This window comes from Sphingobium phenoxybenzoativorans, assembly GCF_001757355.1.
Lineage (GTDB): Bacteria > Pseudomonadota > Alphaproteobacteria > Sphingomonadales > Sphingomonadaceae > Sphingobium > Sphingobium phenoxybenzoativorans.
In genome coordinates this window covers 1-25,468 of the sequence record NZ_MINO01000059.1, presented here as the reverse complement: position 1 = coordinate 25,468, position 25,468 = coordinate 1, and the positions used below count along the sequence as shown (strand labels likewise).

Genomic DNA, 25,468 nt, shown 5'->3' with positions numbered 1-25,468 from the left:
CGACGTGCTGGCGGTGCTGACAGGCGATGCCGATGCTCCGCCGGACCTTCGGGACCGCGCCTGCACGCTCGCCGGCGTGGTGCTCGAACTCGGGAAGGTCGCGGAAGAAGGCCAGGGACGCGCGCGCGCCGAACGCACATTGGCCGACGGCAGCGCCTGGGACAGGTTCCAAAGGATATGCCAGGCCCAGGGCGGCATGCGCACCCCGCCCACGGCCAGGCTCACCCATCCGATCCTGGCGGCGCATAGCGGCCGCGTCACCCATATCGACAATCGCCGGATAGCGCGCCTTGCGAAGCTGGCGGGCGCGCCCGACTCGCCGGCCGCGGGCATGCTTCTTCATGTTCGCCTGGGCGACGACGTTATCGCTGGCCAGCCTTTGCTGACCCTCCACGCCCAGTCGCAGGGTGAAATGGCTTATGCGCTGACCTACGCCGCCGCCAATGCCGACATGCTTGCGATCGTGCCATGACGGCGATGCTGTTTTCCATGCCCGGGAACGAACGGCTGACCGCATCCATCGCGGAACATACCGGGTGGGCGACAGGCACGCTCGAGGTTCGCCGGTTTCCCGATCAGGAGAGCTATGTCCGGCTCCGCTCCGGGGTGTCGGGATCAGCCGTGGCCGTCATATGCACGCTCGCGCGGCCCGACGACCAGATCATGCGGCTGCTCTTTGCTGCAAGGCTGCTGCGCGAGAGCGGGGCGCGGTCGGTCCATCTCGTGGCGCCTTATCTTGCCTATATGCGACAGGATCGGCGGTTCAAGGATGGCGAAGCGCTGACGTCCCGCCAGTTCGCCCAGCTCCTTTCATCCGAGTTCGATGGGCTCGTGACCGTCGATCCGCATCTCCACCGCTACGCGGATCTGGGGGAGATCTATTCGATGGAGACGGCTTCGCTCGCGGCATCTCCGCTTCTGGCGGACTGGGTCCGGGCCAATGTCGATGCACCGCTCATCATAGGACCCGACAGCGAGAGCGAGCAGTGGGCGGGCGCAATCGCCAGGCTTATCGGAGCGCCCCATGCGGTCTTCGCGAAATCGCGGCGCGGTGATCGGGACGTCCTTATCGCGGCCTCGGACCTGGGGGCATGGAAAGGCCGCACGCCGATCCTCGTCGATGACGTGATCTCGTCGGGACACACCCTTGCCAACGCCGCGCGCGAGATCATCGACCAGGGCTTCCCTCCGCCGATCTGCCTGGCTGTTCACGGCCTCTTCGCGGCTGGTGCCGAGGCTTTGCTCAGGGAAGTCGGCTGCCGCATGGTTACGACCGAAAGTATCTCGCATGCCAGTAACGCGATCACTCTTGGCGCACTGCTTGGCGATGCGCTGGCCCGGCAGATGGAAGGGGGCGCCGGTCGGCTACGTATAACACCCGAATGAATCCCATCACGGCGCTGGGTAGCAGGAATAGCTCAAAGCTGGAGGGACATATGGCTATCAAGGACATTCTCGCCGTCGTCGATACCGGAGACAAGGACGAGCGGTTTTTGCGCGATGCGCTTGCCTTTGCCGAGTTCCACGACGCCAGCCTTGCCATCGTCGTGCTGTCGGCTCTCCCCGCGAGCGACTATGCCCTGACGGTTGCACTGCCTTATGTACTTCTTCCCGATTATACTGAAGCGGTGGAGGCGAAGCAGCAGCGGATCGCGATGCTCGCCCGCTCCACGAACGTAGAGGTGAGGACGATTTCGGACCAGCCGGCGGTGATCTTCGCCAAGACCGCGGTCTATGCCCGTTATGCCGACCTCGTCCTGTTCGGTCCTTCGGACAATTACGACCATCCGCCAATTCGACGTGATACGCTTGAGCGTTGCCTGTTCGCATCTGGGCGTCCCGTTCTGATCCTGCCCACCGGCTATAAACCGGCCGCCATCGATCACTTGGCGATCGGCTGGAATGCGACCCGCGAGGCGACGCACGCGCTGCGCGACGCGACCATGTTCGCGGCGCCTGGGGCAAGGATCGATATACTCATCCTCGATGCGAAGCCGACGGCCCAGGGCCACGGTTCCGAACCGGGAGCCGATGTCGCCCACCATCTCGCCCGGCATGGCTTTACGTCGACCGTAGTTCCCATCCAGGGCGGTGACGTGTCGGATGCGGAGGCGCTGGTCGAAGCGGCTCACCGGCGTGGCGCCGGGATGCTCGCGCTTGGCGCTTATGGCCACTCTCGCCTGCGCGAGATGATCCTGGGCGGCGTCACGCGCGACCTGCTCACTGGCGCGCCGCTGCCGCTGCTGTTTGCGCATTGAAGCCCATTCAATCGGCGGTACGCAAGCGCGGAACCGCGGGCCGGGAATGAAACCGGTCCGCACGGTCTTCGCTCCGCATGCTCAACACGAGATGGTTTAATGTAGTACGAAAGAGATTTGATGTCAGGACCCATGGAAACCTCCGAAGTGCGCTGGCATATGCTGTCAACCAGCGAAGTTGCCACGGCACTCGACGTCGGTTGTGCGGGTCTCTCTTCTCCGGAGGTGGATCGGCAATCGGCCCGCTTTGGGCCGAACGCGCTACCCCGGTCGGCGCGTCGCAATGTGTTCCTTAGGTTCCTCGCGCAATTCCATAACACGTTGATCTATGTGCTTCTTGCCGGGGCATTGGCCGCAGCGCTGCTCGATCACATGATCGACGCGGTGGTCATCGTCGCCGTCGTGATCGTGAATGCGGTGATCGGGCATATCCAGGAAGGAAAGGCTGAACAGGCGCTTGAGGCCATCCAGCAGATGATCGCGCCCAAGGCCAGCGTGGTGCGTGACGGCGTGAGGCAAACGATTCCCGTCCGCGAGATCGTGCCCGGCGATCTCGTGATGATCGAGGCCGGTGATCGCGTTCCCGCCGATCTCAGGCTTCTCCATGCGCGGCGAATGCTTATCGACGAGGCGCTGCTGACGGGCGAATCGGTGGCCGCCGAAAAGCAGGAAGCGGTGCTGCCCGAGCAGACCGATTTGGCGGATCGGCGTAATATGGCCTTTTCGGGCACGATGGTTGCGGCTGGGCACGCAAGCGGGCTCGCTGTTGCCACCGGATCTCGCACGCAGATCGGACGGATCAGTTCGCTTATCCAGTCGGTCGAACAACTGGCAACCCCGCTGCTGAAGCAGATCGACCGTTTTGCCCGGCGCTTCACCTGGTTCGTACTCGCGGGGGGGCTTGCGCTGTTCGCCTTTGCCGTTCTGGCGCGGAATTACGATTGGATCGACGCGCTGATCGCCGTGGTCGCGCTCGCCGTGGGGATCGTGCCGGAAGGGCTGCCGGCGGTCATCACGATTACTCTCGCGATCGGCGTGCGGCGGATGGCGGGGCGCAACGCCGTCATCCGAAAGCTCCCGGCCGTCGAAACGCTCGGCGCGACCTCGGTGATATGCACCGACAAGACCGGCACGCTCACACGCAACGAAATGACGGCCCGCCGCGTCATCACCGAGCGGCATACGATGATCGCGAGCGGATCCGGCTATGTTCCCGATGGTCAAATCCGGATCGTCGGGTCCGGGGACCAGGCAGAGGCTATGGCCGATGCGATGCCACTGATCCGCTGCGGGCTGCTGTGCAACGATGCCGCGCTGCGCAAGGTCGGTGCGGAATGGCGTGTCGAGGGCGATCCGATGGAGGGGGCCCTCTTCGCCCTGGCAATGAAGGCGGCCATCGATCCGGAGCAGGAGCGGGCGGAATGGGAGCGGCTCGACGAGATTCCCTTCGACGCCGCGCATCGCTTCATGGCGACGCTCTACCGGGGTTCCAACGGCACGCGCTTGCTGTTCGTGAAGGGCGCGCCCGAAGCGCTCTTGGCGATGACCGCGCCCGACAATTGTTCCTATTGGGAGAGTTCCATCGCTACCGCCGGAAGCGAGGGCGAGCGCGTTCTCGCCTTCGGCGCGAAGGAAATGCCTGCCGGCAGCGAACGGATCTTGTTCGAAGATCTCTCGACCGGCGTGTGCCTCCTGGGCCTTGTCGGCTTCATCGATCCGCCTCGCGCGGAGGTCAAGGACGCCATCGCCGAATGCCGGTCCGCCGGAATCGGCGTCAAGATGATCACTGGCGATCATGCGGCGACGGCGCTGGCGATCGCCCGGCAACTCGACCTTGCCGACGACCCGCGCGTGCTGACCGGGCTGGAACTGGAAAAGCTTCCGGACACCGAACTGGAGCAAGCGGTCGTGGATGTCTCGGTCTTCGCCCGGACCAGCCCGGAACATAAATTGCGGATCGTCCGTGCGCTGCAGGCTCAGGGAAAGATCGTCGCGATGACGGGGGACGGCGTGAACGACGCGCCGTCCCTCAAGCAGGCCGATGTCGGGGTCGCCATGGGCATCAAGGGCACCGAAGCGTCGAAAGAAGCGGCTTCCATGGTGCTGCTCGACGATAATTTTGCCTCGATCGTCAGCGCCGTTCGCGAAGGCCGAACGGTCTACGACAACATTCGCAAGGTCATTTCCTGGGAAATCCCTACGAACGGCGGTGAAACACTGGCGGTCGTATTGGCGATCCTGCTGGGCTTCGCGCTGCCGATGACGGCGACGCAGATCCTCTGGGTGAACCTCGTCCTCGCCGCCACGCTCGGCCTCGTGCTGGCGTTCGAGCCCACGGAACCCGGTGCGATGTTGCGCCGGCCACGGGAGCGCGGCGCGCCGTTGCTTTCGCCGTTCCTGCTTTGGCGTGTCCTTCTCGTCTCTGTGCTGTTCGCGGCCGTCACTCTCGGAATCTTTTTCCATGTTCTGGCGCAAGGCCGGAGCCTGGAGATGGCGCGCACCATGGTCGTCAACATGTTCATCATCGCGGAGATCTTCTACCTCTTCAACGTCCGCTATCTCCACATGACGTCCCTGACATGGCGCGGCGCGATCGGTACCCCCGCCGTGTTGATCGCGATCGGCGTTCTCGTCATCGGCCAGGCGTTCTTCACCTATGCGCCGTTCATGAACGCAATCTTCCATTCGCGGCCGCTCGGCTTCGCGGACTGGGCGTTGCTGGTGGCGTGCGGCATGCTTCTCATGCTGCTGCTGGAGTTGGAGAAGCATGTGATGCGGCGACTGGGCTGGTTTAGCGAACTTAATAATCAGGAGGACATGCCATGACGCGTGACGGTTTCCCTAAATGCATCGCGCTCGCGACCGACCTCAGCCATCGTTGCGACCGTGCCTTCGATCGCGCCCTGCTGGTAGCCCAGGCATGGCGGGCGGAGCTTATGGTCATCCACGCGCTGAACCCGCCGGAAGACGGGATGCTGTCCGTCCGACTCGGCGATCTGCCGTCCTGGCGTCGGCCTCTCGAAGACCCGGTGCGGGCGGCGCGCCATCGCATCTACCACGACCTTGTTCGCGAGGCGCCGCCAATCGACATTTCGGTCCACGTCGAAACCGGCTCGCCGGCACCGGTCGTCCTCGATATCGCCGGAAAGGGCGAGGCGGGCCTGATCGTCACCGGCGTGGCTCGCGATGGGCCGCTCGCCCGGATGCTGCTCGGCGATACCGTGGACCGGCTGATCCGCAAGGCGCCCGTTCCGATCCTGATCGTACGCGACCGCGCTTTCGAGCCTTACCGCGCCATGGTGGTCGCGACAGATTTCTCCGCGCCCGCCCGGATCGCTCTGGAGACCGCCGTCCGCTTTTTTCCCGATGCGGCTATCTCCCTTTTCCACGCCTACGATGTGCCCTTCGCGGGCTATCTCGGCCGATCGGAAATCGAACGGCAATTCGAGGGTTATGGCGAGGCCGCGGCCGACAAGTTCCTTGCCGAAGCGGGACTGTCTGATGTGGCGGCCCGGAACGTCACGCGCATGATCGAGCACGGGGTTCCCGAAGCGCTGCTTCGCGACCGTGCGGAAAATGCCGCACGTCACCTGACGGTCGTTGGAACCCATGGCGGTGGCCTCGTCTATGAGGCTATGATCGGCAGTACGGCGCGCAAGATCCTTGATGCGGTCCCGGGCGATGTCCTCCTCGTACCCGATCCCGCCAGGCGCAAGGTGAACCCGGCCGGATGACGCTGGCGATCGTTTCCAGCCTCATGGGGCTCGCCGCCCTGATCGCTGGTGCGGAGTGGCTGGTGAGGGGAGGCTCGGCGCTGGCCGCGCGGCTGGGCGTTTCGCCGCTGCTCATCGGCCTTACGATCGTGGCGCTGGGAACGAGCACGCCCGAACTCGCCGTCGGGATCGAGGCGGCGCTCCAGGGAAACGGCTCGCTCGCGGTTGGCAACATCGCCGGCACCAACACAGTCAACATTCTCCTTATCCTCGGCCTCAGCGCGATGCTGCAACCACTTGCCATTCGGATGCAGACGCTGCGTCTGGAACTGCCTGTCATCGTCATCGCGTCGGCCGCGCTACTCGTCTTTGCCTGGGACGGTGTGCTCTCGCGCCTTGAGGGGCTGTTTTTGATCACGATGGGAATGGCCTTCACGCTGACCGTCATTCGCGTCGCCCGGCGGGAAAGCATCACGGTGAAGCTGGAGTTCGCGCGGGAATTCGCGGCGCCGCGCTTTTCCCGCCGCCACGGTTTCTCCGCAATGGCGATGCTGGCCATCGGCCTCGTCGTGATCGTCGTGGGCGCCAACTGGCTGGTGGATGGTGCGGTCGCGCTTGCCCGGTTGTGGAACGTATCGGACGCCTTCATCGGACTGACGATCGTTGCGATCGGTACTTCCGCTCCTGAACTCGTTACGACGATCATTTCGACGATTCGTGGCGAGCGCGACATCGCGATCGGCAATCTGATCGGCAGCAGCGTTTACAATATTCTGGTGATTCTCGGCGCGGCCTGCCTGTTTCCGTCGAACGGGATCGAGGTCAGCGCGCAACTGATCCGGGTCGACATCCCGGTCATGTTGGGGGTCGCGCTGGCCTGCATTCCCGTATTCATCAGCGGACGCCAAATTTCGCGGTTCGAGGGTGGAATGTTTGTGAGTGCCTACTTGCTATATCTTGGCTATTTGATCAATGATCGGATTTAACCGATAGGGAAAGCGCGAGAGCATCGTTTGACAACGCCGCGATTTTCCCGCCTTTCGTCTATTATCCAGTGATTTTGGGTCGCAGGCGGTGGCTGCTGCTGTCAGGTTGCTAACGCGGGTCTTTCGATCCCGGTAGAACTTCGCACCCTTTCGATCGGAGCCTTCGCATTCGTGGACCCGCGATAGCGTAACGATTAGGGAAATCCCGGATAGACCCGAGCCCATCCGGGTCCCTCAATGGCGGCCATGATGAACATCGCGACCCTCACCCTGAACCCGACGATCGACGTCGCCTATGAAGTCGATCATGTCTACCACACCCGTAAAATGCGGACGAAGACAGAATTCTATTCGCCGGGTGGCGGGGGAATCAACGTGGCCCGTGTCTATGTCCGGCTCGGCGGGAACGCGCGGAGCTACTATCTTTCGGGCGGTGCAACCGGCCACGCGCTCGATGGTCTGCTCGACCTGCACCAGCTGGTGCGCAACCGTATCCCGATCAAGGGGCATACCAGGGTGGCCACCGCAGTGCTCGAGCGCGAAAGCGGGAAGGAATATCGCCTCGTTCCGTCCGGACCGATGGTCGAACCTGCAGAATGGCGGCAGTGCCTCAATCAGCTCCAGACGGCACAATGTGACTATCTGGTCGCGAGCGGTTCGCTCTCACCCGGCATTCCGGATGATTTCTATGGCCAGGTCGTCGCGATGATGACGGAACGCAGTATACCGGTCGTGCTCGACAGTTCAGGCGCTGGCCTGCGCGGAGGCCTTGAGCAAGGCGGCGTCTTCCTCGTCAAGCCCAGCATTGGCGAGTTGCGCCAGTTCACCGGTCGGGATCTTCCCGACACGGAGTCGGTGGGACGGGCGGCCATGCAGATCGTCGGGGGCGGTCATGCGCAATATGTGGCGGTGACGATGGGGCACGAGGGCGCTCTCCTTGCCTCGGCCGAGCGCCAACTCCTGCTTCCCGCAGTGGACATCGAGGTCAGAAGCGCGGTCGGCGCGGGCGACAGTTTCCTTTCGGCGATGGTCTTTGCTATCTCCTCAGGCTGGGAGATCGAAGAAGCGTTCCGCTTCGGCATCGCGGCAGGCGCGGCGGCCGTGATGAATCCGGGGCACGATCTTGCGCGACCCGAAGACATCCGGCGGCTCTATTCGCAGGTCCGTGCAGCCTCCTGAACCTTGCGTTGAACTTGAGCGTACTCCACCGACCAGTTCATGATCGTGGTTCCCGGTCGCGAAATTCGCGACCGGTTCGGCGCACTGCCGGTCAAGTGTTCGGCTGTTTCGATTTCACGGCGTATTATTGTTTCGCTTGATCGGAGAACTGATCGAAGGCCTCGACCGCCTGCGCGGCATACATGAGGCTGGGGCCAGCGCCCATGTAGAGCGCCATGCCCATCGTCTCCATCACTTCATCGCGCGTGGCGCCGTGCTTGACGGCGGCCTTCGAATGGAAGGCAACGCAGCCGTCGCAGCGGATGGCGACCGAGATGGCAAGAGCGATCAGTTCCTTGGTCTTGGCATCGAGCGCCCCGGCCTTGGTGGCCGCAGTCGCCATGGCGGAAAAGGCCTGCATCACTTCGGGCGTGCCGAGCCGCACTTCCTTGATGGCGCCATTCAGCTCGGTCGCCATTTTCGGCCAGTCCTTGTGCATATCGTCTCCTGTAAAGTTCAGCGTCCGAGAAGGGCAAGCAGTCGGTAAGCCGCGACGATGCGATCGCTTCGCGCGCGAGCTTCGCTGACCGCTGCGGCGGTTGCCTCGCGTTCGGCATCGAGCAGATCGAGCTGGGGCTTCATCCCCACGCGAACCTCGTGGCGCACGCTGTCGCGCGCCTGTCCGGCGGCAAGGGCTTGCTGGGAAGCAGCCGCTTCGACCAGGGCGGCCGAGCGCACCCCGGAAAAGGCGCTGATCGTCTGTTCATCGACGGCGGCGCGTGCGGCGCGCATACGCGCATCGGCGGCCCTGACCGCACTATCGGATTCGGTAATCTTGGCTGAGACTCGCCCGCCCGCGAATATCTGCCAGCGCGCCCGCACGCCGACCGTGGCGGCATCGGAGCGATAATCGGGAAAGAACTGGTCACGCACCGTCGAACCTTCGGCGAAGGCGCCGATCGTGGGCAGGCGTTCGGCTCGCGCACCCCGCGCGCTGGCCTGGGCGGCATCTAGTGCCGCCTCGGCCTGAGCGAGAGCGGGATTGTTCCCGCGGGCGCTGTCGAGCGCTTCATCGAGCGAGGCAGGCAGGACCGGACTTGCCGGAATGGGCTGGAGATCCTGCGGGGCAAGGCCAGTGAGGTTGGTGAATCGCGCATCGGCCGAGATGGCAAAGCCGCGCGCGCCTTCAAGGGCTGCCTGTGCTTCGGCAAGGCGCGCCGCCGCCTGCGCAACATCGGTGCTGGGGCTTTCGCCTGCCTTGAAGCGGAGCCGGGCCTGGCGCTGGATCTCCTCCATCTGGCCGACCATCTGTTCATAGAGCGCTATCATTCGGTGCGTGGTCAGCACGTCGCCATAGGCTTGGACCGTCGCGACGACGATCTGGCTGCGGGTCATCGTTTCACCGGCGCGGGCTGCTTCGCTGCCCGCTTTCGCCTGTGCGATCCCGGCGCTGACCCTGCCGCCCATAAAGAGGGGCTGTTCGATAGTGAGCTGCGCCGCGCGCGGCGTGACGTTGGCCGCCGGAAGCCCGAAGAAACCCTGCGGATCGAGTCGTCCATAGCCGATCGTCCCGCTCAGCGTCGCGGTTGGCAGACCCTGGCCGCGCGCTTCCCTGATCCGGGCGTCGGCCGCATCGGCATCGGCCCCCGCCGCCTCGATTTCCGGCGCGTGGTTCACGGCGGCCGCAATGGCTTCTTCAAGCGTCGTTGCCTGCGCGGGCATGGCGACACTCGCCAGCAGGCCGGCGAGCAGGGGGAGGGGGATCGTCCGCCTGAGCGTCATTTGAAGGCGGTTCCCGGACGGACGCCGAACGCCTTGAACACCATCGCAGCCGGGCAGAAACCAGTGAAGCTTGCCTGAAGCATATTGAGGCCGGCAAAGGCGGTGAGCGCGATCCACCAGGGATGCACGGTCAGCGACAGGACGACGCCGAGCAGTACGACACAACCGGCGAACGCCATCACGGCACGATCGAGAGTCATCAGTCTCACTCCTTCGCTTGGGAAACCTGAAGCCGGGGCATCAGAAACGCAGCTTGCGGATGCCCATCGCGTGCATGGCGAGCTTTTCGTAGAAGGGCTCGCTCTCGCCCTTGCGGACCTTGCGCAGGAAATATTTCTCAAAGCCGACCTTGGCCAGATGGACCCATTTGCCGCTGGACGACCAGTTGACGTTGCGCGGCGGGATCTGCGGCTGGGCGACGAAGGCGACGCCTCCGTCGCCAAAATCGGCGAGACACACCGCGTTCCACGTCGCTTCCGCCGTCGGCTCCTGGCCGTCGAGAATCAGCGAGAGATTGGCGGCGATCGCCGTGACCATGGATTCGATCATGAAACCGGTCTTGGGCACGCCCACCGGAACCGGCGTCGGGCCGGTCGGCGGGATGGCGACACAGACACCGAGCGCGAAGATCTCGGGGAAGGCCGGGTTGCGCTGGTGCTTGTCGACGATGATGAAGCCGCGCGGATTGGTCAGCCCTTCGATATTGCTCACCGCGGGCACGCCCCGGAACGCGGGGAGCATCATCGAGAAGCCGAAGGGCAGGTCGTGCGTCTTCTTCACCGCGCCGTCCTCGCCGACTTCCTCGACGTGCATGACGCCGGGTTCGACACTGGTCACGCGCGCATTGGTGATCCACTTGATATGCCGGTCTCGCAGCTCGCTTTCGAGCAGCGACTTGGTATCGCCGACGCCGTCGAGCCCAAGGTGTCCGATATAGGGTTCGGGCGTCACATAGATCATCGGCACCTTGTCGCGGATCTTGCGCTTGCGCAGTTCGGTGTCGAGGATCATCGCGAATTCGTAGGCCGGGCCGTAGCAGGACGCGCCCTGCACCGCGCCGACGACGATCGGGCCGGGATTTTGTGCAAAGGCATCGAACGCATCGGCGGCGGCTGAGGCGTGGGCCGTCTGGCAGATGGAGACGGTATGGCCGCCATGCGGACCCAGCCCCTCGATCTCGTCGAACGCGAGTTCCGGGCCGGTGGAAATTACAAGATAATCGTAATTGATGGATGAGCCGTCATTGAGTTCGAGCCGCTTTTCACCGGCATGCAGCCGTTTCGCGCCGACCGAGGTGAAGCCGATCTTCTTTTTGGCGAACACGGGAGGGAGGTGGACCTGAATGGCTTCGGGCTCGCGCCAGCGCACGGCGACCCAGGGATTGGACGGGATGAAGCTGTAGGTGTCGCTATCGGATACCGTCATCACGTCGGCGCGGTCCTTGAGGGCGGCCTTGATCTCATAGGAGGCGATCGTGCCTCCCAGACCCGCGCCCAGCACCACGATCAAAGGCTTGCCCATCTGCGATCCTTCCATGTCTCAATGGCATTGACGAATATCATCATTACACGTTATATGCAAATAACAAAGTTGAGGAAGCTGCCATGTTCGGATTCAAGAAACGTGATGCCCACCGTGAGATCGGCCCCGCCGAGCTGGACGCCATGCTGAAGGGCGGCAAGGCGCTCCTGATCGACGTGCGCGAGACAGGCGAGTTCGCCGCCGGTCACATACTGGGCGCAATAAACATGCCGCTGTCGGGCTTTTCACCTCGTAACATCCCTGATCCCAAGGGCCGGACTGTCGTGCTGCAATGCGCGGGCGGAAAGCGCTCGGGCCAGGCGCTCGATCAATGCGCGGCGGCGCAGAGCGCGATCGACACCCACCTTGCTGGCGGGATCGGTGCGTGGAAAGACGCCGGCTTCCCGGTCGTTGGTGATTGAGAGCCTGAAAGAGAACCAAAAAAGAGGGGTATCGGCGGCATGATGAGCGGCAGGGGCAAGTGGCTCTGGTTGGCGGGCGCCGCGCTGGCGCTGTCGGCATGCGGGAGCAAGCCGGAGCAGGAACAGGCGGCGGCGACGCTACCCGCCGGGGAAACCCTGCGGCTCGCCGCAACCGAAATCCCGGACATGAAGATGGTCGGCGCGGAGATCGCCACGCGCGACCAGGCCGAAGTGCTCGCCCGCATCCCCGGTATCCTCACGTCGCTTTCCGTCCGTGCCGGAGACACGGTGCACAAGGGGCAGCGGATCGGCATGATCGTCGATTCGCGGCTCGGTTATGAGACAAGCGCCTATGGTGCGCAGGTTGCCGCCGCTCAGGCCGAAGCCGCGCGCGCCAATGCCGATCTCGCGCGCATTCGCGATCTCTATGGACAAGGCGTCTATGCCAAGGCGCGCCTGGATCAGGCCGTTGCGGCCGCGCGCGCGGCCGATGCGCAGGTTGCTGCCGCTCGGGCGCAGCAGGGCGCAAGCGTCAGCGTCGCGGGGCAGGGGGCGGTGATCGCCCCGGCGAGCGGGCGGGTGCTTCGCGCCGATATTCCTGCCGGATCGCCGGTGGCGCCGGGCATGTCGATCGCGACGGTTACCGCGGGGCCGCCGGTGCTGCGGTTGATGCTGCCGGAGTCGGTTGCCGGACAGGTCCATCCCGGTGCGCGCGTGATCGTCAATGAAGCGGATATGCCGTCCGGGCAGCGCGAAGGCAGCGTGACGCAGGTCTATCCCGCGATCACCGGAGGCCAGGTTCGCGTTGATGCTACTCTGTCCGGCCTTTCCACCCAATTTATCGGCCGCCGCGTGAGCGCGTCGGTCGAGATCGGCACGCGCAAGGCGCTGGTCGTGCCGCGCGCATTCGTCACCACGCGCTATGGTATGGATCAGGTGCAGATCGTCGCGAAGGGCAAGCGGCTCAGCATGGTGCCGGTCCAGATCGCGCCGACGGCAGATCCCGCCCTGGTCGAGATATTGAGCGGCGCGGCCGCCGGCGACGCGCTGTTCGCCCCCGGTAAGCCCGCCAAGGCTCCGCGGCCATGAATCTCGGCGTTTCCGGTCGCCTCACCAGGGCCACTATCGCTTCACCCCTGACCCCGCTGTTCCTGCTCGCGGCGATTGCCGTTGGTCTGCTGGCTCTTCTTTCCATCCCTCGGGAGGAAGAGCCGCAGATCAGCGTGCCGATGGTCGACATCCAGGTGATGGCGCCGGGCCTTTCCGCCGCCGACGCGACCGAGCTGGTCGGCATTCCCCTCGAAACCATCGTCAAGAGCGTCGATGGCGTGGAGCATGTCTATACTCAGGCGCAGGACGATGGCGTGATGGTGACGGCGCGCTTCCTCGTGGGATCGAACCCCGAGGACGCGGCGATCCGCATCGAGGAAAAGCTGCGCGCCAATTGGGACAGGAAACCGGTCGGCATTCCCGATCCCAAGGTGACGGTGCGCGGCATCAATGATGTTCCGGCCGTCGTTCTGACCCTTGCCCCCAAGCCCGGCGCGGCAGGGCAGTGGAACGATGCCAGCCTCTACGAACTCGCCGCGAAGCTGCGCACCGAGATCGCCAAGGTCGACAATGTCGGGATCAGCTTCCTCGTCGGTGGCCGCCCCGAGGAAATCCGCATTGCGCCCGATCCGGCCAGGCTGCGCCAGTATGGCGTGCCGCTGGGGAGCGTGATCGAGGCCGCGAGCCAGGCCAATCGGTCCTTTCCGCTGGGTAATATCCGCGAGGACGGCAAGGCGGTCGGCGTCACGGCGGGCCGCACCCTGTCATCGGCGCAGGAGGTCGGACTTCTGACCGTGCGCTCTGCCTCCGGCTCTCCCGTCTATCTGCGCGACGTTGCCAGCGTAACGCAGGGGCCGCGCGAGGATCAGGCGCGGGCGTGGCGCTGGGCGAAGGAGGAAAACGGCAAGTGGAATAGCGCCCCCGCTGTCAGCATCGCCTTCGCCAAGCGCGCCGGGGCCAATGCCGTGGTCGTCTCCGATGCCATCCTCGAGCGTGTCGAGAGCCTGAAAGGCAAGCTGATCCCCGATGACGTCACGGTCGCCGTCACCCGCAACTATGGCGAGACGGCGAACGAGAAGGCCAACGAACTGCTGTTCCACCTCGCGCTGGCGACCGTCTCCATCGTCGTGCTGATTGGGTTCGCGATCGGTTGGCGCGAGGCGGGCGTGACCGCCGTGGTCATTCCGACGACGATCCTGCTGACCATGTTCGCCTCGAACCTCATGGGCTATACGATCAACCGCGTCAGCCTGTTCGCGCTGATCTTCTCGATAGGCATTCTCGTCGACGACGCGATCGTCATGATCGAGAATATCGCCCGGCATTGGGCGATGGACGATGATCGCAGCCGCACCCAGGCAGCGATCGAGGCGGTGGCCGAGGTCGGCAACCCCACTGTGGTGGCGACGCTGACCGTGGTCGCCGCGCTGCTGCCGATGCTGTTCGTTTCCGGTCTGATGGGGCCCTATATGGCCCCGATTCCGGTCAACGCCTCGGCGGCGATGATCTTTTCCTTCTTCGTAGCGGTCGTGATCGCCCCGTGGCTGATGATCCGTTTCGCTAGGCAGACGCTCGAAAAGGGGCATGGCCATGATGAAAGCGGCGGCAGGCTGGGGCAGCTCTATGCCCGCGTCGCGCACCGCGTGATCGATACGAAGAAGTCCGCCCGCAATTTTCTGATCGCGGTGGGCGTGGCGACGCTGGTTGCCTGCTCGATGTTCTACTTCAAGGCCGTGACCGTGAAGCTGCTGCCCTTCGACAACAAGTCGGAGGTCCAGGTCGTGGTCGACATGCCCGAAGGCACCGCGCTCGAAGGTACGGGCCGCGTGCTGGAAGATATCGCCGGCGTGGTGCGGGGCTTGCCCGAAGCGACGGCAATGGAGGCCTATGTCGGCACGTCCGCGCCGTTCAACTTCAACGGCCTTGTCCGCCATTATTTCCTGCGCTCGCAGCCCGAGCAGGGCGATGTGATGGTGACGCTGCTGCCCAAGGGGGATCGCAGCCGGTCCAGCCATCAGATTGCGCTCGACCTGCGCCAGCGGCTGAAGGCGCTGCGCTTGCCCAATGGCGCATCTATCAAGGTGGTCGAGACGCCTCCAGGCCCGCCCGTCCTCGCGACCCTGCTGGCCGAGGTTTATGGCCCCGACGAAGTCACGCGCCAGAAGACAGCGACCGAGCTGGAAAAGATCTTCCGGTCCATCCCCTTCATCGTCGACGTGGACAACAGCTTCGGCGAGGCGCGCCCGAAGCTCCGCCTCGACGTGCAGCGCGACCGGCTCGATTATTACGGCCTTTCACAGCGGCAGGTCGCCGACAGCATCGGTATGCTCATGGGGAGTCAGACTGTCGGCTACGCGCCGCGCGGCGATGGCCGCAGCCCACTCCCGATCACCATCGCGCTGGAACAGAAGGACCGGAGCTGGACGCAGGCCCTGTCGAGTACGCCGGTTGCACAGACGCCGGGCGGTCAGCTTATCGACCTCGGCGCCGTGGTCGAAGCCCGCACCGCGGCGGGCAGTCCCGCGATCTTCCGCCGCGACGGCCGCTATGCCGACATGGTCACGGCAGAACTGGCCGGAGCCTATGAAGCGCCGATCTACGGCATGATCGAAGTGAACCGCGCGGTCGATGCCTATGACTGGGCGGCGAAGGGCCTGCGGAAGCCGGAGATACGTCTCAATGGTCAGCCCGGGGACGAAAGCGTGCCGTCCCTGCTCTGGGACGGCGAATGGGAAATCACCTGGGTTACGTTCCGTGACATGGGCGGCGCCTTCATGGTCGCGCTGCTGGCCATCTACATCATCGTCGTCGCGCAGTTCAAAAGCTTCCGTCTGCCGCTCGTGATCCTGACACCCGTGCCGCTCACCCTGGTCGGGATCGTCATCGGCCACATGCTGTTCCGCGCGCCGTTCACGGCGACCTCGATGATCGGGTTCATCGCGCTTGCCGGCATCATCGTGCGCAACTCGATCCTGCTGGTCGACTTTATCCGCCATTCGGCCACGCCGGACAAATCGCTGCGCGACGTGCTGCTGGAAGCCGGCACGATCCGGTTCAAGCCGATCGTCCTCACGGCCGCCGCGGCGATGATTGGCGCGGCCGTGATCCTGACCGATCCGATCTTTCAGGGATTGGCGATCTCGCTGCTGTTCGGCCTTGCGTCCTCGACGCTGCTGACCGTGCTGGTTATTCCGGCCATTTACATCGTGCTTCGAGATGATGGGAAACCCGCGACCAGATGATGCCCCTTGATACGCCCCTTGCGCAACTCGCCCAGCACGCCGCCCATGCGGCGAGTGTGCTGAAGCTGCTCGCCAATGAACAGCGCCTGCTGATCTTGTGCCGGCTGACCCAGGGCGAGTTCTCCGTGAACGCGATGGTGGAACTGTGCGGGCAATCCCAGTCCAGCGTATCGCAACATCTTGGCAAGCTGCGTGAAGGCGGGCTGGTCAAGACTCGGCGCGAGGCGACGACGATCTATTACAGTCTGGCCGATGATGGCGTTCGCCAGTTGATCGACATGCTCTGCGATCGCTTCGGACCCGGCGCTGGACAATCCTGAGACATCCGGTCCAACGAGAATGACGCAGGATAGGCAGGCCCGTTCCGAGATACTGGCCGAGACCGCTTCGACATAGATTTTGAGAAGTGTTCAGGCACCGGGAGCGGGAAGGTGGTTTTCGGGCGTTGGTGGCCGCTTTGTCTCGACAGCGAAGTTTTGAGGGGAAGAGGCTGTGAAGATCGCGACAGCAATCGGGGCCGCGCTGGCGGCGACATTTGGGGCTTCTGGGCCTTCATGGTCACAGGATGAGGACGCAATTTCCGTGTCGACGGGAAGCGAGGCATGGGAGGAAAGCTATAGCGTCAAAATCTCCCAAGAGTTTCGGTGCAGATCGGCCAGCGCGGTATTTGATGCGGAGATTTCCCGCGATGGTGTCAGGAGCCTTGCCTTGGCCGTTAACGGCAAGAAGGTTACGGCGAACGATGTTGCTAAGATCGTTGCAGATGTGAACAGACAGGGAGGATTCTCCTATGTCGGCTTTGTCTGCACGCCCGACTTTTACGCATTTACGTTCTACCCCAACGATCAGGGGCACGGACAACCCTACATTTATCAAGGTCGCGTGCGGAGCAATTAAGGGCCATTATCTTGTCACTGGCGCGGTAGCACCGGTTCCCACTCGGACGGTGCCGTGCGCCAGCCCCAGGCGCATATTCCAAGCATGAAGAGATTGGCGCCAAAATCGAGCGCCATCCAGCGGGTGAGCGCCGGGACGACAAAGACAAAATAATAATTGAACCAGAAAAACGGCAGCAGTGCTGCGCCATAGATTGCGAAGGTCCGCCGCGTCCATCGGCTGAAAGCAATGAACAGCCCGCCAAGCACGGCCTGCGCGCCGAAACAGCCGATCAGGAGGGCACTTGTGGGGCTCAGATGCTGATAGGCGGGATTAATCGTCAGCCGCTCGACCATCTGTGGTGTGGCCAGACACCAGCCGCCTAGGATCAGGAATGGAAGCGCGAGAAGACGCTGGGGCCAGGCATTATGGTTCATCGTGGTGACCTAACACGGAGAGCTGCATTATTGATAGTTGTGCGCGCGCAAGCGCGGCGGCCTACCCGCGGCCGTCGCTACTCGCGATTTCTGCTGCGCAGCCGTAGTAGTCACCCGATATATTCGTTCACGTCATGGGTGATACCAACCTGCATTGATCATGACCCATGCGCCCATTTGCGGCGGCCGATGGTCATGATGCGCCAAGGCTGATCGACGAGTTTGTTCCAAGCCTCGCAGCAGTGGTCGACGATGTTGTCGTAGGAGGTGAAGACGCGGTTTGAGAGCCAGTTGTCGCGCATGAACTGCCAGATATTCTCGACCGGGTTGAGTTCGGGACATTTGGCCGGAAGCGGGACAATTGTGATGTTGCCGGGGACTTGGAGCTTGCCAGTGGTGTGCCATCCGGCCTGATCCATCAGCACGAGAGCGTGAGCGCCCGGCGCGATGGCGAGCGATATTTCAGCAAGGTGCAGTCCCATGGTTTCGGTGTTGCAGAAGGGCAGGACGAGCCCTGCGCCCTTGCCGTGTTCCGGGCAGATCGCGCCGAAGATGTAGGCCGATTTCGTCCGTTGGTCTTTCGGTGCCGAAGGCCGGGTTCCGCGTCTCGCCCAGCGCCGCGTGATCTTGTTCTTTTGACCAACGCGGGCTTCGTCCTGGAACCATATCTCTATGGGCGTGCCCTTCGGGAGCGCTGCTCTGACTTTTGCCAGCTTGGCAGCGAAGCCCCCCTTTTGAATGCCTCCATGGCATGCTCGTTCTGGGCATGATGGCGAGGCCGCGCGGTGAGCTTCACGTAGCCCAGCTTCTTCAACTCGCGGCTGATGGTGGTCTCATCGAGCGAGACCGCAAATTCGTCATGGAGCCACTGGGCCAGATCGATCGAGACTGTGCAGAATTTTGTGCCTGAGGTGTTTCGTCAGGTTATGGGGAAGCGATCTTCGAACATGATAGCGAATTGGCTACTGACAGCGTGCCACTCTCGCACTGAGCGCTTCCACTCGGTGGATGTAGCATTGAGTGCCAGGTAGATCAATTTCGCCGCTGCCTCATCGCTTGGGAAGTGGCCGCGGGTGCGGACGGCGCGGCGGATCTTGGAGTTCAGCGCCTCTATGGAATTCGTGGTGTAGATCAGCCTGCGGACCTCGGGCGGATAATCGAGGAACGGGATGACCTCGTTCCAGGCCCGGCGCCAGCTTGGCGTGATCGCCGGATATCGCCTGGCGAGGCTGCTTTCCTCGAACTGTGTCAGGGCGGCCTCGGCCTGTGCGGCGTCTACGGCCGTGTAGATCGCCTTGAGCGCCGCGGCGACGGCCTTGCGGTCCTTATAGCTCGCGAAGTTCATGGAATGGCGCAGCAGATGGACGATACAGGTCTGAATCCGGGTCTGGGGGAACGCTGCCTCGATGGCCTGCGGGAAGCCCTTCAGCCCGTCCACGACCGCGATCAGGATGTCCTGGACACCCCGGTTGCGCAAATCGCTCAGCACCTTGGCCCAGAACTTGGCCCCTTCATTGGCCTGGAACCACAGCCCCAGAACATCGCGCGTGCCGTCCGGCAGTACGGCAAGGGCCACGAAGACCGCCTTGTTCGCAACGGCCCCGTCGCTGCGGATGTTAACCCGGATCGCGTCCATGAAGACGATCGGATAGCAGGGCTCCAGCGGTCGGTTCTGCCAGGAAGCGACCTCTTCCATCACCGCCTCGGTGATCGCGGAAATGAGGCTTGGGGGCGCTTCGACCCCATAGATTTCCTCAAGATGCCCCTGGATCTCCCGGGTCGTCATGCCCCGGGCATACATGCTGATGATCTTACGGTCGAACTCAGGGAAGCGGCGCTGATACTTGGCGATCAGCATCGGGTCGAATGTGCCATTGCGGTCCCGGGGAATGTCCAGGACAACTTTGCCGTTGTCCGTGGTCACCGTCTTCTGGCTGCTTCCGTTTCTCCGATTGGCCGGCTCGTTGCCGCCCGCAGGAGCCCTCTCCGCGCGCTCTTCATTGAGATGGACGTCCATCTCCGTGCTCAGTGCACGTTCCGCCAGCGCTTTGGTCAGCTCCGCAAGGATGCCGCTCTTGCCAAACAGATCGCCAGGCGAACGGCCTTCCATCAGCCGGTCCAGAAGGTCTTTGTCGATGCTCATGCGTGGTCTCCTCTGCAAGAAGTTACCACCTCAGGCACAAAATTCTCGATAGTCCCGATCGATCAGCCGCCAGCGCACCACCCCGTGGATTGCCGGGATCGGGCCGCTCTCGACAACATCGACCAGTGCCTGGCGCTGCACATCGTTCAGCCGCGAACGGGGGCCAGGCGCCTTGCCATCCAGTAGTCCATCGGGCCCCCGGGCATTGAACCGGATCACCCAGTCCCGCACGATCTGAAGCCCAACTCCACCGATCCGAGCCGCGACACTCCGGCTCCCGCCGTCGTAAATCTCGGCCAAAGCCAACAGCCGCCGCGCCTGGTTCGCGCTCTTCGTCGTGCGCGACAACCGTCGCAGCGCTGCCCCGTCAAAATCTTCCCGCAAGCCGATCGCTGATCCCATGGACACGCCCTCCAAAGTCGCAGCCCCATAGATTCAGATTTTCACCGCCTTGGGAATCCCCCGTGAGTCAGCCTCCGCGCAGGTTGGTATGAGACGATCCTTGCCCGATCCACCGTAGATTGCGGATCCCGAAAGCAGCCGGCGTCTGAGCGATGAGGATTAAGGGAAGGTCGTCACGAACGGCGATCGCGTTCCCGCTCCAGGCACCGCTTGAAAGCAGGGAGGTGGCGCTCGCGCGAGGCGGCCTGCAGGTTTTCCATCACCTGGCGCGCTGCGGGATCTTCGATCATCGGGATCAGCCGGTCATAGAGGGCGATGTTTTCGACCTCGCCCTGGACCGCGCTTTCGCACGCTTGTGCGAGTGAGGCTGGCGCTGTGACTTTTCCTGTCCATGCGTTGGGCGGCACGTCGATGCCCAGTCGGGCAAGCTGGCGCTCAAGCGCGGCAGCGTGGCGCTGTTCGGCTTCGATGATGTTGGAAAAGGGCCGGACAGGGCCGAACTTTTCGATCACGGCGGCATAGGTCGCCTCCGCCTTCCGCTCGTCTTCGAGCGCATCGAGGAGGATGTTTGCCAGCTTTGACGTAGCCAAGGTCTCGTCCTTTCAATGGCGGCAGTTCGCTAACGGCCCCGGCCTCGCAGAGATTGCGCGGCCGGGGCCAGTCGTTGAGCGTGTCTTACTCTTCGAGCAGGGCGCGCAGCATCCATGCGGCCTGCTCATGCACGCCGATCCGTTGGGTGAGCAGGTCCGCGGTCGGCTCGTCGCTCGCCTTCTCGACCAGAGGGAACAGCGTGCGCGCCGTGCGGGCGGCCGCTTCATGCCCCTTGGCGAGGATGTCGACCATGTCGAGCGCCTTCGGCGGCACTTCCGGCGCGTCGGGAAGCGAGCTCAATTTAGCGAACTGCGCGTAGGAACCGGGTGCGGGCTGTCCGAGCGAGCGGATGCGTTCGGCGATCGGGTCGATCGCGTTCCACAACTCGGTATATTGCGTCATGAACATGGCATGGAGGCTGTTGAACATCGGCCCGGTCACGTTCCAGTGAAAGTTGTGCGAGGTCAGATAGAGAGTGTAGGTGTCCGCCAGGAGGCGGCTCAGGCCTTCGCAAATCGCAACCCGATCTTCCTCGCCGATTCCAATATTCACTTGTCTGGTCATGGTCTTCTCCTTGATCGAAACTCTACTTCAGATCGCGTAGTCCCGCGAGCAGGGCGGCCCGCGAGATTTCACCGACATGGAGCGCACGGATCACGCCTTTGCTGTCGATGAACAGCGTCGCGGGAAGCCCGGCCGAGCCGGTCGCGGCAGCTATACGCAGGTCGCGGTCGAGATGGACGTGCGCCGTTTCAAGGCGCTTGCTGTCCAGCCACGCACGTACGTTGTCTGCATCCTCGCCCTGATTGACAAGCAGGATCGGTACGGCCGAGTGCGCCGCTTCTGCGACCATCATCGGCATTTCACGCTGGCACGGCGGGCACCAGGTTGCCCAGAGATTGACGACGAACGGCTTGCCCCGGCGATCGTCGAGCAGGCTCTTTCCGCTGTCCAGCGACTGGAGAACGATTCCTTGCGGTAGAGGTCGCTGCGCCGAGGCAAGGGCCGCTGCCGTGGCGCCGGATGTGACCGCGACGCAGCCCGCGAAGACGAGCGTCAAAGGTGCTAGGGCGCGAGATCGCCGTAGTGACACGCCCAGCACGATTGCGGCAGTCACCAGACCGGGGAGCGGCGAGAAACCTCCTTGCCAGACATAGAGGATGGTTGCGGGTTCGATGGCGAAGGCATGCCAGTTCTGCGCCACAAAACCCGCGCGAGCTGCAACGAGGCCAGCGAGCAATGCCCGCCACGCGGCCGTATCGCAATCCACGCCGCGACGGCGGCCTATCCAGTTCCCCGCCGCCATGAAGGCAATGATCCCGAGAATCGCGAACAGCCGTTCCAACGCGAGCGCGAGAGGGCCGATAGCAATCATGATCCGTCGCGATCAGGCCGCCATGTCCTCATCGGGATCGGCATGAAACTCATGCCACATGCCGTTGAGGATGCCGAAGCCGACGGCCAGGCCGACACCCAGAATCCAGCTAAAATACCACATCCGGGTCTTCCTTCAATAAAAGTCGGGGTTGGTGTCGACGTCGCGCAGCGTGATGCGGCCGAACAGGACCTTGTAGACCCAGGCGGTGTAGAGCAGCACGATTGGCAGGAAGATCACCGTCACCGCGAGCATGATGAACAGGGTCACATGGCTGGACGACGCGTTCCAGACCGTCAGGCTCGAGGCCGGGTCGATCGAGCTGGGCAGGATGAACGGGAACATCGAGAGGCCCACGGTCGCGATGATGCCGATCGCGCCGAGAGATGAGCCGCCAAAGGCCAGAACCTCGCGGCCCTTGCGGATACCGATCCACGCCAGCAGCGGCCCCGCGAAACCGAGAATGGGGGCGATCAGCATCCAGGGATGGGCGCCATAATTGTCGAGCCAGGCCCCCGGCGCTGCGACCGTTCCTGAAAGCAGCGGATTAGAGGGGCCGAGCGGATCGGCGCCGTGCGTCAGGCGGAAACCATAGCCCATGGTCGCGACCATCACGCCGCCGATGGCAAAGAGCAGGATCGAGGCGACGGCGGCGACCTGGCCGAAGGCGCGGGCGCGGTCATGCACAGCGCCGCGTTCGATCTTGATCGCGAGCCAGCTTGCGCCGTGCAGCACGATCATGGCGACCGAGAGAAGGCCGGCGACCAGCGAGAAGGGATGGAACAGGCCGAGCAGGCTGCCCTCGTAGAAGGAGCGCAGATCGCTATCGAGCCGGAAGGGGATACCGGTGAGCACATTGCCGACCGCGACGCCGAACACCAGCGCCGGAACGAAACCGCCGACGAACAGCGCCCAGTCCCAGCGCGCGCGCCATGCGGCGTCCGGCTTCTTCGAGCGGTATTTGAAGCCGACGGGCCGCAGGATGAGCGCCGCGAGGACGAGGAACATGGCCAGATAGAAGCCGGAGAAGCTGACCGCATAGACGAACGGCCATGCCGCGAAGATCGCGCCGCCGCCAAGGATGAACCAGACTTGGTTCCCCTCCCACGTCGCACCGATGGAGTTGATGACGAGGCGGCGTTCGGCGTCGGTCCTGGCAACAAAAGGCAGCAGCGCGGCGGTGCCAAGGTCGAAGCCGTCGGTCAGGGTGAAGCCGATCAGGAGGACGCCCATCAGCAGCCACCAGATCAGCCGGAGCGTTTCATAGTCGATGGGAGGTGCCATGACCTGTTCTCCTTATTCGGCAGGGATGGGCGCGTAGCCGCTGTGGGTTTCGGAGGATGGCGCCGGGGGTCGATGTTGGTCCGGTCCCTTGCGGATCGCCGCCAGCATCAGCCGTACTTCGATGACCGCCAGCGCGCCGTAGATTACCGTGAAGCCGATGATCGTCGTCCAGAGTTGCGCGACGGTCAGGCTCGATGCGGCAAGGAAGGTCGGCAGAACGCCGTCGATCGCCCAGGGCTGGCGGCCGATCTCGGCCAGGATCCAGCCAAATTCGATGGCGATCCACGGCAACGGAATGACCCACACCGCAGCGCGCAGGAAGGTGCGGCAGAAGCGGCTGTCGCAGTTCAGCTTGCGGATCGAGGCCATCCAGAAGGCGGCGCCGAAGAAAGCGATGAAGAAGAAGCCGAGGCCCGCCATCGCGCGGAACACCCAGAACATCACAGGGACATTGGGCACGGTCGACCATGCGGCCTTCTCGATGTCCTGGGGCGTGGCTTGCCGCGGATCGGCGACGAAGCGTTTCAGCAGCAGGGCATAACCAAGATCGGCCTTGCTCCGCTCGAATGCCTCGCGTGCGACCATGTCCTTCTGGTCGACCTTCAGCTTTTCGACTGCGTCATAGGCTTTGATGCCGTTCTCGATGCGGTCCTGCGCCCTGGCGACCAGCTCGAAGATGCCGGAGACTTCGCCCGTCAGGCTGCGCGTGGAGATGAGGCCGAGCACATAGGGAATCTTGACCTCGAAATAGGTTTCGCGGTCGGTGACGCTGGGAAAGCCGACAACGGCGATACCCGCCGGAGCCGGTTCGGTGTGCCACATGGCTTCCAGCGCGGCGAGCTTCATCTTCTGGTTGTCGGTCAGCGCATAGCCGCTCTCGTCGCCCAGCACGACAACCGACAGCGAGGATGCGAGGCCGAAGGCGGCGGCGACGGTGAAGCTGCGCCGCGCGACCGCGACCCATTTGCCCTTGAGGAGATACCAGGCCGAGACGCCGAGCACGAAGGCCGAGGCGCAGACATAGCCGGCGCTCACCGTATGGACGAACTTCGCCTGCGCCACCGGATTGAACAGCACCGCCATGAAATCGGAGACTTCCATGCGCATCGTCTCGGGATTGAAGCGCGATCCCACCGGATTCTGCATCCAGCCATTAGCGACGAGGATCCACAGCGCCGAGAGGTTGGACCCGAGCGCGACCATGAAGGTGGTCAGCAGATGCCCGACCCTGGACAGCTTGTCCCATCCGAAGAACATGAGGCCGACGAACGTCGCTTCGAGGAAAAAGGCCATCAGCCCTTCGATGGCGAGCGGCGCGCCGAAAATGTCGCCGACATAGTGGGAATAGTAGGACCAGTTGGTGCCGAACTGGAATTCCATGGTGATGCCGGTGGCAACGCCCAGCACGAAGTTGATACCGAACAGCTTGCCCCAGAAGCGCGTGACGGTGCGCCAGATCTCACGGCCCGTCATCACATAGATGCTCTCCATGATGACGAGGATGAAGGAGAGGCCGAGCGTCAGGGGGACGAACAGGAAATGGTATAGCGCGGTCAGGGCGAACTGCAGCCGGGAGAGTTCGATCACGGCCATGTCCATGGCAAGACTCCTTGCGTTCCGGCCCGGCTTCCATGGGTGTCCTGAGTCGGTTGAAAAAATTATGATTAGCCGTTACTCGTAATTGAGTATATGAGCAAGGCATTAGATAGGCAGGTGCCGGTCCTTTTCTGGATCGGGGACAGCGGCGCGGCGATCCTCATGGCGGCCGCGCTCGCCTGCGCCGTGGCATCTGCGGAACAGGGCGGCCATGGCCATCTTCTGCTTGCCGTGGGCGGATTGATCGCCGCGGCCCTGCTTCGCGGCGGTCTTCAGATCGGTGCGGTCCATGCCGGTGAAGGCGCCGCAGTGCGCACCAGGACGAACTGGCGCCGGCGGGTTTTCCCGCATGTGCTTGTTGCGCCGCCGGGCGATCGCCGGATGTTGGGCGAGGCGGTGGCCGATGCCGTCGACCGGATCGAGGACCTGGGCGGCTTCCATTCCCGCTTCCTCCCTCTGCGCCGCGCCGCTGTCCTCTCTCCGCTCATCATCGCGATTGCCGCCGCATTGGGAAGCTGGATTGCCAGCGCGATTATGCTCGCGACGCTGGTTCCCTTCGCCCTGGGTATGGCGCTTGCCGGGACGGCGGCTGCGCGTGCCGCCGCGCGCCAGCTCGACGCGCTCAGCCGCCT

General features: G+C 63.7%; 24 protein-coding genes and 3 pseudogenes. 13 read left to right on the top strand and 14 right to left on the bottom strand.

What is annotated here, in order from left to right:
- The 7 genes and pseudogenes from BHQ40_RS19370 to BHQ40_RS19340 form a co-directional block, all read left to right on the top strand.
- A pseudogene (locus BHQ40_RS19370) lies at nucleotides 1-472 on the top strand (thymidine phosphorylase); the annotation flags it as partial.
- Complete coding sequence (locus tag BHQ40_RS19365; RefSeq protein WP_021246216.1) at nucleotides 469-1,386, top strand: ribose-phosphate diphosphokinase; 918 nt, start codon at nucleotides 469-471, stop codon at nucleotides 1,384-1,386. The pseudogene BHQ40_RS19370 and the gene BHQ40_RS19365, both read left to right, overlap by 4 nt.
- 557 nt (nucleotides 1,387-1,943) lie before the next feature.
- Nucleotides 1,944-2,258: a universal stress protein gene (locus tag BHQ40_RS27065; protein WP_374411714.1), complete on the top strand. Its 315-nt coding sequence runs from the start codon at nucleotides 1,944-1,946 to the stop codon at nucleotides 2,256-2,258.
- A 120-nt stretch (nucleotides 2,259-2,378) separates the two neighbouring features.
- Nucleotides 2,379-5,084, top strand: a complete 2,706-nt coding sequence (locus BHQ40_RS19355; protein ID WP_031291852.1) for an HAD-IC family P-type ATPase — start codon at nucleotides 2,379-2,381, stop codon at nucleotides 5,082-5,084.
- A complete protein-coding gene (locus BHQ40_RS19350) occupies nucleotides 5,081-5,992 on the top strand; it encodes a universal stress protein (RefSeq protein ID WP_021246219.1) in 912 nt (303 codons plus the stop codon). The genes BHQ40_RS19355 and BHQ40_RS19350 overlap by 4 nt, the downstream gene beginning before the upstream one ends.
- Complete coding sequence (locus tag BHQ40_RS19345; protein ID WP_021246220.1) at nucleotides 5,989-6,957, top strand: calcium/sodium antiporter; 969 nt, start codon at nucleotides 5,989-5,991, stop codon at nucleotides 6,955-6,957. The genes BHQ40_RS19350 and BHQ40_RS19345 overlap by 4 nt, the downstream gene beginning before the upstream one ends.
- 246 nt (nucleotides 6,958-7,203) lie before the next feature.
- Complete coding sequence (locus tag BHQ40_RS19340; RefSeq protein ID WP_031291853.1) at nucleotides 7,204-8,136, top strand: 1-phosphofructokinase family hexose kinase; 933 nt, start codon at nucleotides 7,204-7,206, stop codon at nucleotides 8,134-8,136.
- A gap of 124 nt (nucleotides 8,137-8,260) precedes the next feature.
- Here BHQ40_RS19340 and BHQ40_RS19335 read toward each other — a convergent pair whose 3' ends face one another.
- The 4 genes from BHQ40_RS19335 to BHQ40_RS19320 are packed head-to-tail and all read right to left on the bottom strand — an operon-like array spanning nucleotide 8,261 to nucleotide 11,418.
- Nucleotides 8,261-8,614 (bottom strand): carboxymuconolactone decarboxylase family protein, encoded by a 354-nt coding sequence (locus tag BHQ40_RS19335; protein ID WP_021246222.1) that lies wholly within the window; start codon nucleotides 8,612-8,614, stop codon nucleotides 8,261-8,263.
- Between the two features lie 17 nt (nucleotides 8,615-8,631).
- Entirely contained in the window at nucleotides 8,632-9,897 is a 1,266-nt protein-coding gene (locus tag BHQ40_RS19330) for a TolC family outer membrane protein (protein ID WP_021246223.1), read from the bottom strand.
- Complete coding sequence (locus BHQ40_RS19325; RefSeq protein WP_021246224.1) at nucleotides 9,894-10,097, bottom strand: YgaP family membrane protein; 204 nt, start codon at nucleotides 10,095-10,097, stop codon at nucleotides 9,894-9,896. Before BHQ40_RS19325 ends, BHQ40_RS19330 begins: the two co-directional genes overlap by 4 nt.
- A 40-nt stretch (nucleotides 10,098-10,137) precedes the next feature.
- Nucleotides 10,138-11,418: an NAD(P)/FAD-dependent oxidoreductase gene (locus BHQ40_RS19320; protein ID WP_031291854.1), complete on the bottom strand. Its 1,281-nt coding sequence runs from the start codon at nucleotides 11,416-11,418 to the stop codon at nucleotides 10,138-10,140.
- An 83-nt stretch (nucleotides 11,419-11,501) separates the two neighbouring features.
- On the opposite strand from BHQ40_RS19320, the gene BHQ40_RS19315 reads away from it, so the two are divergent.
- From BHQ40_RS19315 to BHQ40_RS19295, 5 genes are all read left to right on the top strand, one after another.
- Entirely contained in the window at nucleotides 11,502-11,840 is a 339-nt protein-coding gene (locus BHQ40_RS19315) for a rhodanese-like domain-containing protein (protein ID WP_021246226.1), read from the top strand.
- A 39-nt stretch (nucleotides 11,841-11,879) separates the two neighbouring features.
- A complete protein-coding gene (locus BHQ40_RS19310) occupies nucleotides 11,880-12,929 on the top strand; it encodes an efflux RND transporter periplasmic adaptor subunit (RefSeq protein ID WP_021246227.1) in 1,050 nt (349 codons plus the stop codon).
- Nucleotides 12,926-16,132, top strand: a complete 3,207-nt coding sequence (locus BHQ40_RS19305) for an efflux RND transporter permease subunit (protein WP_070157485.1) — start codon at nucleotides 12,926-12,928, stop codon at nucleotides 16,130-16,132. Before BHQ40_RS19310 ends, BHQ40_RS19305 begins: the two co-directional genes overlap by 4 nt.
- The gene (locus BHQ40_RS19300) at nucleotides 16,129-16,452 is read left to right on the top strand and encodes an ArsR/SmtB family transcription factor (protein ID WP_021246229.1); all 324 of its coding nucleotides are present in this window, start codon (nucleotides 16,129-16,131) and stop codon (nucleotides 16,450-16,452) included. Before BHQ40_RS19305 ends, BHQ40_RS19300 begins: the two co-directional genes overlap by 4 nt.
- A 172-nt stretch (nucleotides 16,453-16,624) precedes the next feature.
- Entirely contained in the window at nucleotides 16,625-17,029 is a 405-nt protein-coding gene (locus BHQ40_RS19295) for a hypothetical protein (protein ID WP_021246230.1), read from the top strand.
- Between the two features lie 14 nt (nucleotides 17,030-17,043).
- On the opposite strand, the gene BHQ40_RS19290 is transcribed toward BHQ40_RS19295, so the two are convergent.
- The 10 genes and pseudogenes from BHQ40_RS19290 to BHQ40_RS19245 form a co-directional block, all read right to left on the bottom strand.
- On the bottom strand, nucleotides 17,044-17,364 hold the full coding sequence (locus BHQ40_RS19290; RefSeq protein ID WP_216094906.1) for a hypothetical protein: 321 nt from the start codon (nucleotides 17,362-17,364) through the stop codon (nucleotides 17,044-17,046).
- A gap of 239 nt (nucleotides 17,365-17,603) precedes the next feature.
- Nucleotides 17,604-18,328, bottom strand: a pseudogene (locus tag BHQ40_RS25345) (IS630 family transposase); the annotation flags it as partial.
- 36 nt (nucleotides 18,329-18,364) lie between these two features.
- Nucleotides 18,365-19,588 (bottom strand): IS256 family transposase, encoded by a 1,224-nt coding sequence (locus BHQ40_RS19280; protein WP_070157484.1) that lies wholly within the window; start codon nucleotides 19,586-19,588, stop codon nucleotides 18,365-18,367.
- A gap of 57 nt (nucleotides 19,589-19,645) precedes the next feature.
- Nucleotides 19,646-19,990, bottom strand: a pseudogene (locus BHQ40_RS19275) (helix-turn-helix domain-containing protein); the annotation flags it as partial.
- 173 nt (nucleotides 19,991-20,163) lie between these two features.
- On the bottom strand, nucleotides 20,164-20,580 hold the full coding sequence (locus tag BHQ40_RS19270; RefSeq protein WP_021246236.1) for a ferritin-like domain-containing protein: 417 nt from the start codon (nucleotides 20,578-20,580) through the stop codon (nucleotides 20,164-20,166).
- A gap of 85 nt (nucleotides 20,581-20,665) precedes the next feature.
- Nucleotides 20,666-21,145 (bottom strand): Dps family protein, encoded by a 480-nt coding sequence (locus BHQ40_RS19265; RefSeq protein WP_021246237.1) that lies wholly within the window; start codon nucleotides 21,143-21,145, stop codon nucleotides 20,666-20,668.
- A gap of 22 nt (nucleotides 21,146-21,167) precedes the next feature.
- A complete protein-coding gene (locus BHQ40_RS19260) occupies nucleotides 21,168-21,956 on the bottom strand; it encodes a TlpA disulfide reductase family protein (protein ID WP_021246238.1) in 789 nt (262 codons plus the stop codon).
- A 12-nt stretch (nucleotides 21,957-21,968) separates the two neighbouring features.
- Nucleotides 21,969-22,079, bottom strand: a complete 111-nt coding sequence (gene cydX, locus BHQ40_RS19255; protein ID WP_021246239.1) for a cytochrome bd-I oxidase subunit CydX — start codon at nucleotides 22,077-22,079, stop codon at nucleotides 21,969-21,971.
- A gap of 12 nt (nucleotides 22,080-22,091) precedes the next feature.
- Nucleotides 22,092-23,240, bottom strand: coding sequence for a cytochrome d ubiquinol oxidase subunit II (gene cydB, locus BHQ40_RS19250; protein WP_021246240.1), 1,149 nt, complete (start codon nucleotides 23,238-23,240; stop codon nucleotides 22,092-22,094).
- 12 nt (nucleotides 23,241-23,252) lie between these two features.
- The gene (locus tag BHQ40_RS19245) at nucleotides 23,253-24,839 is read right to left on the bottom strand and encodes a cytochrome ubiquinol oxidase subunit I (RefSeq protein ID WP_070157483.1); all 1,587 of its coding nucleotides are present in this window, start codon (nucleotides 24,837-24,839) and stop codon (nucleotides 23,253-23,255) included.
- Nucleotides 24,840-24,929: 90 nt separating this feature from the next.
- On the opposite strand from BHQ40_RS19245, the gene BHQ40_RS19240 reads away from it, so the two are divergent.
- The coding region (locus BHQ40_RS19240; protein ID WP_494338028.1) for a 6TM ABC transporter family protein at nucleotides 24,930-25,468 on the top strand (539 nt) is incomplete at its 3' end.

Coding starts and splice junctions, on each gene's coding strand:
- BHQ40_RS19355 (WP_031291852.1), top strand. CDS start 2,379: ATGTCAGGACCCATGGAAACCTCCGAAGTGCGCTGGCATATGCTGTCA.
- BHQ40_RS19335 (WP_021246222.1), bottom strand. CDS start 8,614: ATGCACAAGGACTGGCCGAAAATGGCGACCGAGCTGAATGGCGCCATC.
- BHQ40_RS19260 (WP_021246238.1), bottom strand. CDS start 21,956: ATGATTGCTATCGGCCCTCTCGCGCTCGCGTTGGAACGGCTGTTCGCG.
- BHQ40_RS19245 (WP_070157483.1), bottom strand. CDS start 24,839: ATGGACATGGCCGTGATCGAACTCTCCCGGCTGCAGTTCGCCCTGACC.
- BHQ40_RS27065 (WP_374411714.1), top strand. CDS start 1,944: ATGTTCGCGGCGCCTGGGGCAAGGATCGATATACTCATCCTCGATGCG.
- BHQ40_RS19280 (WP_070157484.1), bottom strand. CDS start 19,588: ATGAGCATCGACAAAGACCTTCTGGACCGGCTGATGGAAGGCCGTTCG.
- cydX (WP_021246239.1), bottom strand. CDS start 22,079: ATGTGGTATTTTAGCTGGATTCTGGGTGTCGGCCTGGCCGTCGGCTTC.
- BHQ40_RS19315 (WP_021246226.1), top strand. CDS start 11,502: ATGTTCGGATTCAAGAAACGTGATGCCCACCGTGAGATCGGCCCCGCC.
- BHQ40_RS19300 (WP_021246229.1), top strand. CDS start 16,129: ATGATGCCCCTTGATACGCCCCTTGCGCAACTCGCCCAGCACGCCGCC.
- BHQ40_RS19330 (WP_021246223.1), bottom strand. CDS start 9,897: ATGACGCTCAGGCGGACGATCCCCCTCCCCCTGCTCGCCGGCCTGCTG.
- BHQ40_RS19350 (WP_021246219.1), top strand. CDS start 5,081: ATGACGCGTGACGGTTTCCCTAAATGCATCGCGCTCGCGACCGACCTC.
- BHQ40_RS19325 (WP_021246224.1), bottom strand. CDS start 10,097: ATGACTCTCGATCGTGCCGTGATGGCGTTCGCCGGTTGTGTCGTACTG.
- BHQ40_RS19340 (WP_031291853.1), top strand. CDS start 7,204: ATGATGAACATCGCGACCCTCACCCTGAACCCGACGATCGACGTCGCC.
- BHQ40_RS19320 (WP_031291854.1), bottom strand. CDS start 11,418: ATGGGCAAGCCTTTGATCGTGGTGCTGGGCGCGGGTCTGGGAGGCACG.
- BHQ40_RS19265 (WP_021246237.1), bottom strand. CDS start 21,145: ATGACCAGACAAGTGAATATTGGAATCGGCGAGGAAGATCGGGTTGCG.
- cydB (WP_021246240.1), bottom strand. CDS start 23,240: ATGGCACCTCCCATCGACTATGAAACGCTCCGGCTGATCTGGTGGCTG.
- BHQ40_RS19290 (WP_216094906.1), bottom strand. CDS start 17,364: ATGGTCGAGCGGCTGACGATTAATCCCGCCTATCAGCATCTGAGCCCC.
- BHQ40_RS19305 (WP_070157485.1), top strand. CDS start 12,926: ATGAATCTCGGCGTTTCCGGTCGCCTCACCAGGGCCACTATCGCTTCA.
- BHQ40_RS19310 (WP_021246227.1), top strand. CDS start 11,880: ATGATGAGCGGCAGGGGCAAGTGGCTCTGGTTGGCGGGCGCCGCGCTG.
- BHQ40_RS19365 (WP_021246216.1), top strand. CDS start 469: ATGACGGCGATGCTGTTTTCCATGCCCGGGAACGAACGGCTGACCGCA.
- BHQ40_RS19345 (WP_021246220.1), top strand. CDS start 5,989: ATGACGCTGGCGATCGTTTCCAGCCTCATGGGGCTCGCCGCCCTGATC.